We start from the raw sequence: 13869 nt of genomic DNA, 5'->3' as shown, positions 1-13869 counted from the left end.
ACAGTATCGCAGCGACCGGCAGGCAGAAGATCAGATGTCGCCCTGCCCCGATTGAAAGAACCGGAAACCGCGCAAGGTGCGTCCCGCGGTGCCGGTTCAGGCCGATTTCAGGCAGCGCTCGGCTTGCGGGCGGCCATCATCTTGCCGACAGCCAGCACCAGCAGCGCGCCGGCGATGCCCGCGCCATAGCGGATCGCGGCGCTGGCTTCCGGCTTGGCGCCTTCAGCGGCCGGCGCAGCGATGTAGCCGACGATGGCCGGATCGGTCACCGCCATCGTGCCGGCGATCCAGCCCAGCAGCATGCCGCCGACGACGATGACGACGGGGAAGCGGTCCATCAGCTTGATGACCAGCTGGCTGCCCCAGACGATGATCGGAATGCTCACCAGCAGGCCGAAGATGACCAGCGGCATCTGGTGGCCGTCGGAGGCACCTTCGGCGGCGCCGGCGATGGCGATGACGTTGTCCAGGCTCATCACGAAGTCGGCGACGATGACCGTCTTGACCGCGGCCCACAGCTTGTCGCTGGCCTGGATGTCATGGTCGCCCTCGTCCTCGGGCATCAGCAGCTTGATGCCGATCCACAGCAGCAGCGCCGCACCCACCAGCTTCAGGTAGGGCAGGGCCAGCAGCGTCAGCGCGAAGAAGATCAGCACGACGCGCAGGCCGATGGCACCCGCCGTGCCCCACAGGATGCCGGCGCGGCGCTGGGCCTCGGGCAGCTTGCGGCAGGCCAGCGCGATCACGACCGCGTTGTCGCCGCCGAGCAGGATGTCGATCATGATGATCTGGCCGACGGCAAGCCAGAACTCGGGGGTCAGAAACTGTTCCATGGGCAGGGGGGCGGTGGATTTCCGCGAAGAAAAGAGACGGTGGCAGGGTGGCCGGCGGCCACGGCGCGCGGCGGACCGCCGGCGCAGTGTAGGGTTATTCACGGGGGCCGCGCGTGCGTAGTCATGCGTAGCCCGGGCGCTGCGGGCGCCGCAGGTCCGGGCGCCTGCGGGGCGTCTCGGCTTCATCGTGGTGTCATTTCCCCCTTGATTTCCCCTTTGTGATGCCTTCTCAATGCCTGAGGGGCGCAGTACCATTCGCCCGCAGTGCCGACGCCGGCACATCACCATCCAAGACGGAGAAAACACACATGGCAACTGCCAAGAAGGCCGCCGCAAAGAAGGCTCCCGCCCAAGAAACCGCTGTCGCCGCAGCACCGGCCGTCGAGGCACCCGCAGCCGCTCCCGCGAAGAAGCCGAATGCGGCCTTCATGAAGCCGATGACGCCCTCGAAGGATCTGGCGGCCGTCATCGGCAAGACCGCGGTGCCGCGCACCGAGGTCACCAAGAAGGTCTGGGAGTACATCAAGCAGCACAATCTTCAGGACCCGGCGAACAAGCGCATGATCAATGCCGACGCCAAGCTGAAGAAGATCTTCAAGAAGGACCAGGTCTCGATGTTCGAGATGACCAAGCTGATCAGCGACCAGCTGTCCTGATCGACGGTCCCCACGACGACAAAAGCCCGGCGCTGCCGGGCTTTTTTGCGTCTGCCCGTGCGGGCTCAGCTCACAGGCCCAGGCCTTCGTCGACGCCCAGGTGCACGTTCATCGACTGCACCGCCGCACCGCTGGCACCCTTGCCGAGGTTGTCCAGGCGCGCCATCAGCAGCACCTGATCGCCGTTGGCGAAGACGAAGATGTCCACGCGGTTGGTGTCGTTGCAGCCCTGCACGTCGAAGAAGCCGTGCTCCATCGTCGCGGCGTCGTTGAGCGGCATCACGCGCACGAAGCGCTCGCCGGCGTAGTGCTCGGCGAAGGCGGCGTGGATGCGCTCGGCCGAGGCGCTCGTGCCCAGCTGCGCCAGCTGCAGCGGCACCGTCACCGACAGGCCCTTGTAGAAGGGGCCGACCACCGGCAGGAACAGCGGCTTGGTCGTGAGGCCGGTGTGGGCCATCATTTCCGGGATGTGCTTGTGCGACAGGCCCAGCGCGTAGGGCCGCGGCGAGGCCAGCTTCGGGTCGCCGCCGGCCTCGTACTGCTCGATCATCTTCTTGCCGCCGCCGGAGTAGCCGGTGATGGAGGTGGCGCTGACGGCCAGCGCCGGCGGCACCAGCTCGGCGTCGACCAGCGGGCGCATCAGCAGGATGAAGGCGCTGGCGTGGCAGCCGGGGTTGGCGATGCGCTTGACGCCGCGCAGCTGCTCGCGCTGGCCGGCGCAGAGCTCGGGCAGACCGAAGGCCCAGCCCGGCGCGGTGCGGTGCGCGGTGCTGGCGTCGATCAGGCAGGTCCGGGGGTTGCTCACCATCGCGGCGGCTTCTTTCGAGGCGGCGTCGGGCAGGCAGAGGAAGGCCACGTCGGCGGCGTTGAGCAGGCGGGCGCGCTCGGCGGCGTCCTTGCGCAGCGCCGGGTCGATGCGCAGCACCTCGATGTCGTCGCGGCCGGCCAGGTACTCGTTGATGCGCAGGCCGGTCGTGCCTTCCTGGCCGTCGACGAACACGGTGTGTTTCATGGTGGATCTTCCTCGGGAGCGGTGGCTGTGAAGCGGTTGGACGCGGAAGAATACGGCATGGACATGACCTCATCGAACTTCGATCTGCCCACGGACCTGCCTGCCGGCCTGCGGGTGCTGCTGCTGCCGGGCTGGCAGGACTCCGGCCCCGGCCATTGGCAGGCGCACTGGGCGAAGCGACCCGGCTTCGTGCGGGTCGAGCAGGACGACTGGCTCTGGCCGCGCCGCGGCGACTGGATGGCGCAGCTCGACGCGGCGCTGCTGGCCGATGCGCGCCCGGCGCTGCTGGTCGCGCACAGCCTGGGCTGCCAGCTCGTCGCCGCCTGGGCCGACCACAGCCGCCATGTCGCGCGGGTGCGCGGCGCGCTGCTGGTGGCGCCGCCCGACACCGAGCGCGCCGACATGCCGCCGCAGCTGCACAACTGGCGCCCGATGCGCCGGCCGCGGCTGCCGTTTCCGGCGATCGCGGTGGTGTCGTCCGACGATCCCTACTGCGCGCCCGAGCGCGCCGCCGGCCTGTGCGCCGACTGGGGCGCCGAGCGCATCGATGCCGGGCCGCGCGGCCACCTGAACGCCGACTCCGGCCTGGGCGACTGGCCCGAGGGCCTGGCGCTGCTGCAGCGGCTGATTCCGGCGGCCTGAGCGCGCGCATCGCGGCGAATCGCGGACAATCGCGCCATGGTCACCAAGAAGCCCAAAGGACTCGGTCGCGGTCTCGAAGCCCTGCTCGGACCGCAGGTCATGGATGCCGCGCAGGCGCGAGGCGGCCGCGAGGCGCTGCCGGCGGCGATCGCGCTCGATCAGCTGCTGCCCGGCAGGTACCAGCCGCGTACCCGCATGGACGAGGGCTCGCTGTTCGAGCTGGCCGAGAGCATCCGCTCGCAGGGCGTGATGCAGCCGGTGCTGGTGCGCCCGGTCGAGCCGCGCGACGGCCTGCCGATGTACGAGATCATCGCCGGCGAGCGCCGCACCCGCGCTGCGCGCCTGGCCGGACTCTCCGAGGTGCCGGTGCTGGTGCGCGACGTGCCCGACCAGGCGGTCGCGGTCATGGCGCTGATCGAGAACATCCAGCGCGAGGACCTCAATCCGCTGGAAGAGGCGCAGGGCGTGCAGCGCCTGATCACCGAGTTCGGTCTGAACCGCGAGGGCGCGGCCCAGGCGATCGGCCGCTCGGCCAGCGCCGTCTCGAACATGCTGCGCCTGCTGAACCTGGTCGAGCCGGTCCAGCAGATGCTGACCGCCGGCGACCTCGACATGGGGCACGCCCGGGCGCTGCTGTCGCTTGACCGCGCCCGCCAGATCACCTGCGCGCACGAGATCGTCGCGCGCAAGCTGTCGGTGCGCGAGACCGAGCGCCTGGTCAACCGCCAGCACGAGGACGAGGCCATCCGCACCGGTGCCGCCTCGGCCGCCGGCCGCACGCCGCCGCCGAAGTCGCGCGACGTGCTGCGCCTGGAGGAGCAGCTCGCCGATCTGCTGGCGGTGCCGGTGGAGATCCGCATCCGCAAGCGCACCAAGCGCGGCGATCAGGGCGAGCTGGCCATCTCCTTCGGCTCGCTCGATGACCTGGGCGCGCTGCTCGACCGGCTCGGCATCACCGAGCGCTGACTCGGCGAGTCCCCCAGGGCGGCGGGGGATTGTTTCAGGCTGATCAACCTGTTCCAGGGTCTTGATAGCCTGTGCGTCATGCGTCAGGATGTTCCCGAGCCCTGCAGCAAAGCATGTGCGCACCCGCGGCACGCCAATTGCATGGCTCGGCAGCGTGCGCTGTCCGCAGTGACGGATTGCGCGGCATGTGACGGCCAGATGAAAAAGCCGTGCCGTGCCGGGGTTCTTTCATGGACCGCGCCGCTCAAGTTGAACGAAGCTGACCACGCCGAGTCACAGCAGCCATCACGGTGACCTCTCCCCGTCGTCACCCGAACGGCCTGCAGCAGACCAACGGAAAGCTCTGATGGAGCCTCGCGGCTCCGAGCCCGGACCGGGCATCGGTCGCAGGGACTCCATCAGATCTTCCCTGGTGGCGCGACACTGAGGTTGTCGCCCATCGCCTGACTTCACAGGAGGCCTGCAATGGACGTGATCAGCAACTTCGCCGCTCGCTACGAACGTACTCGCGAGGAGGAAATCTCCATCGAGGACTATCTCGCCGAGTGCAAGCGCAATCCCCTGGCCTACGCTTCGGCGGCCGAGCGCATGCTCAAGGCCATCGGCGAGCCGAAGATGGTCGACACCCGCAACGATCCGCGCCTGTCGCGCATCTTCGCGAACAAGGTCATCAAGGTCTATCCCGCCTTCGCCGAGTTCTACGGCATGGAGGACGCGATCGAGCAGGTCGTCTCCTACTTCCGCCACGCCGCGCAGGGCCTGGAGGAAAAGAAGCAGATCCTCTACCTGCTGGGCCCGGTGGGCGGGGGCAAGAGCTCGATCGCCGAGCGCCTGAAGCAGCTGATGCAGGAGATGCCCTTCTACGCGATCAAAGGCTCGCCGGTGAACGAGTCGCCGCTGGGCCTGTTCGATCCGGCCGAGGACGGCCCGGTGCTCGAGAAGGAGTTCGGCATCCCGGCGCGCTATCTCAACCGCGTGATGAGCCCGTGGGCGGTCAAGCGCCTGGAGGAGTACGGCGGCGACATCCGCCGCTTCAAGGTCGTCAAGCGCTATCCCTCGATCCTCAAGCAGGTCGGCATCGCCAAGACCGAGCCGGGCGACGAGAACAACCAGGACATCAGCGCGCTGGTCGGCAAGGTCGACATCCGCAAGCTCGAGACCTTCGCGCAGGACGATCCGGACGCCTACAGCTACTCCGGCGGCCTGTGCCTGGCCAACCAGGGCCTGCTCGAGTTCGTGGAAATGTTCAAGGCGCCGATCAAGGTGCTGCACCCGCTCTTGACCGCCACGCAGGAGGCCAACTTCAAGGGCACCGAGGGCTTCGGCGCGATTCCCTTCGACGGCGTCGTGCTCGCGCACTCGAACGAGAGCGAGTGGAAGACCTTCCGCAACAACAAGAACAACGAGGCCTTCCTCGACCGCATCTACATCGTCAAGGTGCCGTACTGCCTGCGTGTCTCGGAAGAGGTGAAGATCTACGAGAAGCTGCTGAAGGGCTCCTCGCTGTCCGGGGCGACCTGCGCGCCGGGCACGCTGAAGATGATGAGCCAGTTCGCCATGCTCACCCGCCTGAAGGAGCCGGAGAACTCCAGCCTCTACAGCAAGATGATGATCTACGACGGCGAGAACCTGAAGGACACCGACCCGCGCGCCAAGAGCTACCAGGAGTACCGCGACTACGCCGGCGTCGACGAGGGCATGAGCGGCATCTCGACGCGCTTTGCCTACAAGATCCTGTCCAAGGTCTTCAACTTCGACACCACCGAGGTGGCCGCCAACCCGGTGCACCTGATGTACGTGCTCGAGCAGCAGATCGAGCGCGAGCAGTTCCCGGCCGAGACCGAGTCGAAGTACATCGCCTTCATCAAGGAGCTGCTGGCGCCGAAGTACGCCGAGTTCATCGGCAAGGAGATCCAGACCGCCTATCTGGAGAGCTACTCCGAGTACGGCCAGAACATCTTCGACCGCTATGTCACCTACGCCGACTACTGGATCCAGGACCAGGAGTACCGCGACACCGACACGGGCGAGGTGTTCGACCGCTCCAGCCTGAACGCCGAGCTGGAGAAGATCGAGAAGCCCGCCGGCATCGCCAACCCGAAGGACTTCCGCAACGAGATCGTCAACTTCGTGCTGCGCGCGCGCGCCAACAACCAGGGCAAGAACCCGGTCTGGACCAGCTACGAGAAGCTGCGCACGGTGATCGAGAAGAAGATGTTCTCGAACACCGAGGAGCTGCTGCCGGTCATCAGCTTCAACGCCAAGGCCAGCGCGGACGAGGCGAAGAAGCACGAGAACTTCGTGCAGCGCATGGTCGACAAGGGCTACACCTCCAAGCAGGTCCGCCTGCTGTGCGAGTGGTACCTGCGCGTGCGCAAGTCCAGCTGAGCCCCCGGTCGCCCCGGCGCCGGGAGGGGCCGGGGTGGCGTCACATCCCAAGGTGAACCATGTTGCAGCAGATCATCGACCGCAGGCTCTCGGGGAAGAACAAGTCCATCGGCAACCGCGAGCGCTTCCTGCGACGCTACAAGGAGCAGATCAAGGGGGCGGTGCGTCGGGCCATCGACGGCCGCGGCATCCGCGATCTCGAGCGTGGCGAGGACATCCGCATCCCGAAGAAGGACATCAGCGAGCCGGTCTTCCACCATGGCCAGGGCGGTCAGCGCGACATGGTCCATCCGGGCAACCAGGAGTATGTGACCGGCGACCGTATCGCCCGGCCGAAGGGCGGCGGCGGGGGCGGGGGCTCCGGCAAGGGGCAGGCGAGCGACTCGGGCGAGGGCGAGGACGACTTCGTCTTCAGCCTCAGCAAGGAGGAGTTCATGCAGGTCTTCTTCGAGGACCTGGCGCTGCCCCACCTGATCCGCACCCAGCTGGCCGAGACGCCGGAGTGGAAGTCGCACCGCGCCGGCTTCACCAACGACGGCACGCCCAACAACCTGCATGTGGTGCGTTCGATGCGCGGCGCCCTGGGCCGGCGCATCGCCCTGGGCACCGACAAGCGGCGCGAACTGCACCAGCTTGAGGCGCACCTGGAGACGCTGCTGGCGCAGCCGGCGGACGCCGAGCGTGACCAGGCCCTGGTCGTGACCCGCGAGCGCATCGCCCAGCTGCGCTCTCGCATCGAGGCGATTCCCTTTCTCGACCCGATCGACCTGCGTTTCCGCAGCCGGGTCAAGGTGCCGGTGCCGACCTCCAAGGCGGTGATGTTCTGCCTGATGGACGTGTCGGGCTCGATGGACGAGTCGCGCAAGGAGCTGTCCAAGCGCTTCTTCATCCTGCTCTACCTGTTCCTGACCCGGCACTACGAGAAGATCGACATCGTCTACATCCGCCACCACACCCAGGCGCAGGAGGTGGATGAACACGGCTTCTTCCACTCGACCGAGACCGGCGGCACGGTGGTGTCCAGCGCCCTGGTGCTGATGGAGGAGATCATCCGCGCGCGCTATCCCAGCGACCAGTGGAACATCTACGGCGCGCAGGCCAGCGACGGCGACAACTGGCACCACGACTCGGGCCGCTGCCGCGAGATCCTGCAGAACAAGATCCTGCCGCTGTGCCGCTATTACGCCTATGTGCAGGTGGCCGAGCCGGAGCAGAACCTCTGGGACGAGTACACCCGGCTGTCCGAGACCTCGGGGCCGCATTTCGCGATGCGCAAGGTCACCAGCGCCGACCAGATCTATCCGGTCTTCCGCGAACTGTTCAAGAAGGAAGGAGCCGCCGCATGAAGAGCCATCCGTTCATCGCGATGAAGGACCTGCGCGACGGCCCGCTGCCTGCCGGCGAGCGCCCGGCCGAGCCGCTGCCGGGCCAGAGCGACTGGAACTTCGAGCTGGTCGAGCGCTATCACGAGGTCATCCGCCGCACCGCCTCGCGCTTCGGCATCGATACCTATCCGAACCAGCTCGAGATCATCACGGCCGAGCAGATGATGGACGCCTACGCGTCAGTGGGCATGCCGGTGAACTACCGCCACTGGAGCTACGGCAAGGAGTTCATCTCGACGGAGAAGAACTACCGGCGCGGCCACATGGGCCTGGCCTACGAGATCGTCATCAACTCCAACCCCTGCATCAGCTACCTGATGGAGGAGAACACGATGGCGATGCAGGCGCTGGTCATCGCGCACGCCGCCTACGGCCACAACAGCTTCTTCAAGGGCAACTACCTGTTCCGGATGTGGACGGATGCGGCGTCGATCATCGACTACCTCGTCTACGCCAAGAACTACGTCGCCGCCTGCGAGGAGCGCCACGGCATCGACACGGTCGAGCTCTTCCTCGACAGCTGCCATGCGCTGATGAACCACGGCGTCGACCGCTACCGCCGCCCGAGCCGCAAGTCGCTGGCGCAGGAGCTGTCCGAGCGCAAGGAGCGCGAGGCCTACGCGCAGCAGCAGGTCAACGACCTGTGGCGCACGCTGCCGCGCCGCAGCGAGAAGGCCGACGACATCAGCGCCAACCGCCGCTTTCCCGAGGAGCCGCAGGAGAACCTGCTGTACTTCATCGAGAAGAACGCGCCGCTGCTCGAGCCCTGGCAGCGCGAGCTGGTGCGCATCGTGCGCAAGATCGCGCAGTACTTCTACCCGCAGCGCCAGAGCCAGGTGATGAACGAGGGCTGGGCCACCTTCTGGCACTACAAGCTGCTCAACACGATGTACGACGAGGGTTGGCTGACTGACGGCGTGATGATCGAGTGGCTGAAGTCGCACACCAACGTGGTCTACCAGCCCAAGGTGGGCGACCGCGGCTACAGCGGCCTGAACCCCTATGCGCTCGGCTTCGCGATGTACAACGACATCCAGCGCATCTGCCAGAACCCGACCGAGGAGGACCGCCAGTGGTTCCCCGAGCTGGCGGGCTCGCCGTGGCTGCCCGCGCTGGACCACGCGATGCGCAACTTCAAGGACGAGAGCTTCATCGGCCAGTACCTGAGCCCGAAGCTGATGCGCGACCTGCGCCTGTTCGCGATCCACGACGACGAGAAGAAATCCGAGATCGAGGTCGCTGCCATTCACGACGAGAGCGGCTACCGCCGGGTGCGCGAGCTGCTGTCGCAGCAGTACGACCTGGGCAGCCGCGAGCCCAACATCCAGGTCTGGAACGTCAACCTGCGCGGTGACCGCTCGCTGACGCTGCGCCACTTCCAGCACAAGGACCGCCCGCTGGCCGACAGCGCCAGCGAGGTGCTCAAGCACGTCGCGCGGCTGTGGGGCTTCGCGGTCCACCTCGAGAGCGTCAACGCCAAGGGCGACATCACCAAGCGCTGGGCCGTGCCGTCGCCGACGCACTGAGAAGGCGGGCGCGCCACCTCCCGCGCGTCCCCTCGTCACCCCCGCGCAGGCGGGGGCCCACGCAGTGGACCCTCTTCCCTCCCGCCGATGGCCGGCGCTGGTCTGCGTGGGTGCTCGCCTGCGCGAGCAGGACGGGTGGGTGGGGGGATGAGGCCGGTGGGCCCGAGAGGGCGCGCCAGCGCTCAGGCCTCGAAGATCTTCCCCGGATTCATGATGTTCTTCGGGTCGAGCGCCTGCTTGACCGCGCGCATCAGGCCGACCGCGGCCGGGCCGGCCTCGTCGAGCAGGAAGCCCATCTTGTGCAGGCCGATGCCGTGCTCGCCGGTGCAGGTGCCGTCCAGGCGCAGCGAGCGCCCCACCAGCTGCGCGCTGAGCGTCTCGGCCAGCACGCGCTCCTCGGGCTGCGTCGGGTCGATCAGGTAGCCGATGTGGAAGTTGCCGTCGCCGACATGGCCGACGAGGAAGTAGGGCAGGCCGGCGGCGTCGGCCTCGGCGACCGACTCGCCGATGGCCTCGGCCAGCCGCGAGATCGGCACGCAGGTGTCGGTGGTGACGCAGCGGCAGCCCGGGCGGGTCTGCAGCGCGGCGAAGTAGGCGTGGTGGCGCGCGGTCCACAGCCGGGTGCGCTCCTCAGGCGTGGTCGCCCACTCGAAGGACTCGCCGCCCAGCTCGGCCGCGATCTCCTGCACCGTGCGCGCCTGCTCGGCCACGCCGGCGGGCGAGCCGTGGAACTCCATCAGCAGCATCGGCTGCTCGCGCAGGGCGAGCCGGTCGTGGCGGTTGACCGCCGCCACCGTGCGGCCGTCGAGCAGCTCGCAGCGCGCGATCGGCACGCCCATCTGGATGATGGCGATCGTGGTCTGCACCGCCGCGTCGACCGACGGGAAGTGGCAGATCGCCGCCGACACCGCCTCGGGCAGCGGGTAGAGCTTGAGCGTGATCTCGGTCATCACGCCCAGCGTGCCCTCGCTGCCGACGAACAGGCGCGTCAGGTCGTAGCCGGCGCTGGACTTGCGCGCGCGCGTGCCGGTGCGCACCCACTCGCCGCGGGCGCTGACCACGCCCAGCGCCAGCACGTTCTCGCGCATGGTGCCGTAGCGCACCGCGTTGGTGCCCGATGCCCGCGTGGCGGTCATGCCGCCGATCGAGGCATCCGCGCCCGGGTCGATCGGGAAGAAGAGGCCCGCGTGGCGCAGCTCCTCGTTGAGCCGGGTGCGGGTCACGCCGGCCTGCACGGTGACGGTCAGGTCCTCGGCGTTGATCTCGAGGATGCGGTTCATGCGCGACAGGTCCAGGCTCAGCCCGCCCTGCACCGCCAGCAGGTGGCCCTCCAGCGAGGAGCCCACGCCGTACGGGATCACCGGCACCGCGAAGCGGTCGGCCAGGCACACCGCGTCGATCACGTCCTGGTTGGATTCGCAGTAGACGACCGCGTCGGGCGGCGGCACGTCGAAGGGCGACTCGTCGCGGCCGTGCAGCTCGCGCACCGCCATCGCGGTCGAGCAGCGATCGCCAAAGCGCGCGCGCAGCGCGTCGACCATCTCGGCCGGCATCGGGCGCGGCGCGATCACGGGGGTGGGGTGGGCATGCTGCGGGGCGTTCATCGGCGATCCTTCCGGCCTGTGTCGGCGCTGTCTCCAGAGGAGGGCCATTCTAGGCAGCGGGCCCGACGGCCGGTACCGGTCCGGCGGTGGCATCGTGGAACATGATCCAGATCATCCTGCAGTGGTACTGCAGAGGGATACTTCAGGGGGCATCCTTGCCCCTGCCCTGAAGTCCCTGAAGTTCCTGTCCTGGAGAGCGACCATGATGAAGACCAATGTCGGCGGCCTCGACCGCATCCTGCGCATCCTCGTCGGGCTGGTGCTGATCGCGCTGGCGGCGACCGGCACGGTCGGCGCCTGGGGCTGGATCGGCATCGTGCCGCTGGCCACCGGCCTGCTGCGCAGCTGCCCGCTCTATTCGATCGTCGGGCTCAACACCTGCCCGCTGTCCTCGCGGTAAGCCTGGAACAGGTCGCGCGAGCGGCCTGCGCGTGTGCCGGCGCGCACCCGCGGCTCCTCGAGCGAGCGCTCGATCTCCTGCAGGTGGCGGCGCATCTCGGTGGCGGCGCTGGCGCCTGTGCCGCTCAGCGCGGCGATCAGCTCGACATGGCGGTGCGCGACGCAGGCCGGCGTGCCGGCCGGCTGGTACAGCGCCGTCAGCAGCGAGGTGGTCGGCAGCAGTCCGTCGAGCATGCGCACGAAGACCGGGTTGCCGCCCATCAGCGCCAGCCGTCGGTGGAACTCGCCCGAGAGCCGGATCGCCGCCGCGCGGTCGCCCTGGGCCTGTGCGCGTGCCTCGGCCTCGACCAGCGTCTCCAGCTCGGCCACCTGCTCGGCGCGCAGCCGGCCGGCCAGCCGACGGGCGATCTCGCATTCCACCACGCGGCGCGCGTCGAAGACATGGCGCGCGTCGTCGCGGGTCGGTGCGGGCACCTGCGCGCCGCGGTTGTGCTGCAGCTCGATCACCTGCTCCTGCGCCAGGCGCTGCAGCGCCTGCCGCACCACGGTGCGCGAGACCTCGAAGCGCGCGGCCAGCTCCTCCTCGCGCAGCCGCGTGCCTGGGGCCAGGCGGCGCTCCAGGATGTCGGTGTAGAGGCCTTCGTAGACGCGCTCGGTGGCGGTCGGCGGCGCGGGCGTGTCGTCGTCGTTCATCGGCGGCGACTTTGCCAGAACGCCACGATGCCCAGCGTCAGACCCATCACCAGGAAGGAGATGACGGTGGTGACCGTGCCCAGCGCGTAGATCACCGGCGTGGTCACCGTGGTCGTCAGGCCCTGCAGTTCCAGCGGCAGCGTGTTGAGGTCGCCCATGGCCTGCGAGCTGCGCGCGATCTCGTCCCAGCTCAGCGTGAAGCCGAACATGCCCACGCCGACCAGGCTCGGCCCGATCAGCGGCAGCACCACATGGCGGAAGCTCTGCCACGGCGTGGCGCCGAGGTCGCGCGCGGCCTCCTCGTAGGCCGGGTTGAAGCGGTTGAAGACCGCGAACATGATCAGGAGGCCGAAGGGCAGCGTCCAGGTGAGCTGCGCGCCCAGGCCGGAGCTGAACAGGCCCATGGTCGTCGTGAAGGTCTCCAGCAGCGCCGGCGCGTGGGCCTCGAGCAGCGTCTTCAGGCCGGTGTCGAGCAGCCGGAACATCAGCCCGATGCCCAGCGAGACGATGATCGAGGGCATGATCAGGCTGGCCACGACGACATAGAACAGCGGCGTGCCGCCGGGCAGCTTCTTGCGGTAGGCCAGGCCGGCCAGCAGCGACAGCCCGACGGTCAGCGCCATCACCACGGTGCCCAGCGCCAGCGAGCGCCGGAAGGCCGCGCCGATGTCGATCACGCCGATGCCCTCCCAGAGCTGGCGGAACCAGTGCAGCGAGGTGCCGCGCATCGGGAAGGTCAGCCCGCCCTCCGGCCCCTGGAAGCTCAGCACGAAGATCGCGAACATCGGGCCGTACAGGAAGAGCACGAAGGCGGCGAACACGGCGCCCAGCAGCCAGAAGCTCAGCGGGCGTTGCTTGCGGACAGGGCGTCGGGCCATCTCACAGCTCCTTGCGCAGGTTCACCAGCCGCATCAGCGCGGCGATCATCATCAGCACCACCGCCAGCAGGATCACCGCGTTGGCCGCGGCCATCGGGAACTGCAGGTAGCTGGTCTGCACCTGGATCACCTTGCCGACCGAGGCGATCTGCTGCCCGCCCATCACGCCCACCGTCACGAAGTCGCCCATCACCAGCGCCAGCACGAAGATCGAGCCGATGATCAGCCCGGTGCGGCTCAAGGGCAGCACCACATGCACCATCGTCTGCCAGGGGCTGGCGCCGTTGTCGCGCGCGGCCTCCAGCAGGCTGCGGTCGATGCGCATCATCGAGTTGAAGATCGGCACGATCATGAACATCGTGTACAGGTGGACGAAGGCCAGCACGACCGAGAAGTCCGAGAACAGCAGCCAGTCGACCGGCTCGTCGACCAGGCCGGCGCCCATCAGCGTCTGGTTGACCAGGCCGTTGCGCCCCAGCAGCGGCACCCAGGAAATCATGCGGATGACGTTGCTGGTCCAGAAGGGCACGGTGCAGACGATGAACAGCACCGTCTGCATCAGCGTGCCCTGCACATGGAAGGCCAGGAACCAGGCGATCGAGAAGCCCAGCACGGCGGTGATCGCCCAGGTCAGCACGCCGAACTTCAGCGTCGACAGGTAGGTCTTGAAGGTGACGCAGAGGTCGCCGTCGGCGTTGACCGGGCAGCCGGCGAAGACGTCGATGTAGTTCTGCCCGGTGAAGGCCGGCAGCAGCTCGTACTCGGTCGCTTGCCAGAAGCTGACGACCAGCACGAGCGCCAGCGGCACGACGAAGAACAGCGCGAACACCGCCGCGAGCGGCGAGGCCTGCGCCCAGGCGATGGCGGCGGTGCGAGCGCTTTTCATC

At 68.2% G+C, this 13869-nt stretch carries 13 protein-coding genes; 7 read left to right on the top strand and 6 right to left on the bottom strand.

Annotation, left to right across the window (positions count from 1 at the left end):
• Positions 1-107: 107 nt before the first annotated feature.
• A complete protein-coding gene (locus tag BW996_RS01855) occupies positions 108-833 on the bottom strand; it encodes a TerC family protein (protein WP_037483650.1) in 726 nt (241 codons plus the stop codon).
• 221 nt (positions 834-1054) lie between these two features.
• On the opposite strand from BW996_RS01855, the gene BW996_RS01850 reads away from it, so the two are divergent.
• Entirely contained in the window at positions 1055-1489 is a 435-nt protein-coding gene (locus tag BW996_RS01850) for an SWIB/MDM2 domain-containing protein (protein ID WP_375131857.1), read from the top strand.
• Positions 1490-1559: 70 nt separating this feature from the next.
• Here BW996_RS01850 and argC read toward each other — a convergent pair whose 3' ends face one another.
• Positions 1560-2501 (bottom strand): N-acetyl-gamma-glutamyl-phosphate reductase, encoded by a 942-nt coding sequence (gene argC / locus BW996_RS01845; RefSeq protein WP_076458516.1) that lies wholly within the window; start codon positions 2499-2501, stop codon positions 1560-1562.
• Between the two features lie 57 nt (positions 2502-2558).
• Between argC and BW996_RS01840 the strand changes: the two genes are divergently transcribed.
• From BW996_RS01840 to BW996_RS01820, 5 genes are all read left to right on the top strand, one after another.
• Positions 2559-3143 (top strand): RBBP9/YdeN family alpha/beta hydrolase, encoded by a 585-nt coding sequence (locus tag BW996_RS01840; protein ID WP_245801898.1) that lies wholly within the window; start codon positions 2559-2561, stop codon positions 3141-3143.
• Between the two features lie 36 nt (positions 3144-3179).
• A complete protein-coding gene (locus BW996_RS01835) occupies positions 3180-4109 on the top strand; it encodes a ParB/RepB/Spo0J family partition protein (RefSeq protein ID WP_037485611.1) in 930 nt (309 codons plus the stop codon).
• Between the two features lie 465 nt (positions 4110-4574).
• A complete protein-coding gene (locus BW996_RS01830) occupies positions 4575-6497 on the top strand; it encodes a PrkA family serine protein kinase (protein ID WP_037485614.1) in 1923 nt (640 codons plus the stop codon).
• Positions 6498-6556: 59 nt separating this feature from the next.
• On the top strand, positions 6557-7843 hold the full coding sequence (locus BW996_RS01825; protein WP_037485616.1) for a YeaH/YhbH family protein: 1287 nt from the start codon (positions 6557-6559) through the stop codon (positions 7841-7843).
• Positions 7840-9408, top strand: a complete 1569-nt coding sequence (locus tag BW996_RS01820) for a SpoVR family protein (RefSeq protein ID WP_051632281.1) — start codon at positions 7840-7842, stop codon at positions 9406-9408. The genes BW996_RS01825 and BW996_RS01820 overlap by 4 nt, the downstream gene beginning before the upstream one ends.
• 182 nt (positions 9409-9590) lie before the next feature.
• On the opposite strand, the gene BW996_RS01815 is transcribed toward BW996_RS01820, so the two are convergent.
• A complete protein-coding gene (locus BW996_RS01815; protein WP_037483725.1) occupies positions 9591-11012 on the bottom strand; it encodes an FAD-binding oxidoreductase in 1422 nt (473 codons plus the stop codon).
• 205 nt (positions 11013-11217) lie between these two features.
• Here BW996_RS01815 and BW996_RS01810 point away from each other — a divergent pair, with 205 nt between their 5' ends.
• Positions 11218-11412 carry a YgaP family membrane protein gene (locus BW996_RS01810; protein WP_037483734.1) on the top strand — a complete coding sequence of 65 codons (195 nt, stop codon included), beginning with the start codon at positions 11218-11220 and terminating at the stop codon, positions 11410-11412.
• On the opposite strand, the gene BW996_RS01805 is transcribed toward BW996_RS01810, so the two are convergent.
• Genes BW996_RS01805 through BW996_RS01795 form a run of 3 tightly spaced genes read right to left on the bottom strand, consistent with a single transcriptional unit; the run spans position 11367 to position 13868 of the window.
• The gene (locus BW996_RS01805) at positions 11367-12104 is read right to left on the bottom strand and encodes a GntR family transcriptional regulator (RefSeq protein WP_037483722.1); all 738 of its coding nucleotides are present in this window, start codon (positions 12102-12104) and stop codon (positions 11367-11369) included. The two genes, BW996_RS01810 and BW996_RS01805, sit on opposite strands and share 46 nt — an antisense overlap.
• Positions 12101-12982 (bottom strand): ABC transporter permease, encoded by an 882-nt coding sequence (locus BW996_RS01800; RefSeq protein ID WP_037483720.1) that lies wholly within the window; start codon positions 12980-12982, stop codon positions 12101-12103. Before BW996_RS01800 ends, BW996_RS01805 begins: the two co-directional genes overlap by 4 nt.
• A gap of 1 nt (position 12983) precedes the next feature.
• On the bottom strand, positions 12984-13868 hold the full coding sequence (locus BW996_RS01795) for an ABC transporter permease (protein ID WP_037483718.1): 885 nt from the start codon (positions 13866-13868) through the stop codon (positions 12984-12986).
• Position 13869 lies beyond the last annotated feature (1 nt).

The organism is Sphaerotilus natans (genome assembly GCF_900156335.1).
Taxonomy (GTDB): domain Bacteria; phylum Pseudomonadota; class Gammaproteobacteria; order Burkholderiales; family Burkholderiaceae_C; genus Sphaerotilus; species Sphaerotilus natans.
Note: the sequence above shows the minus strand (reverse complement) of the source record. Positions and strands in the feature narration are given on the sequence as shown.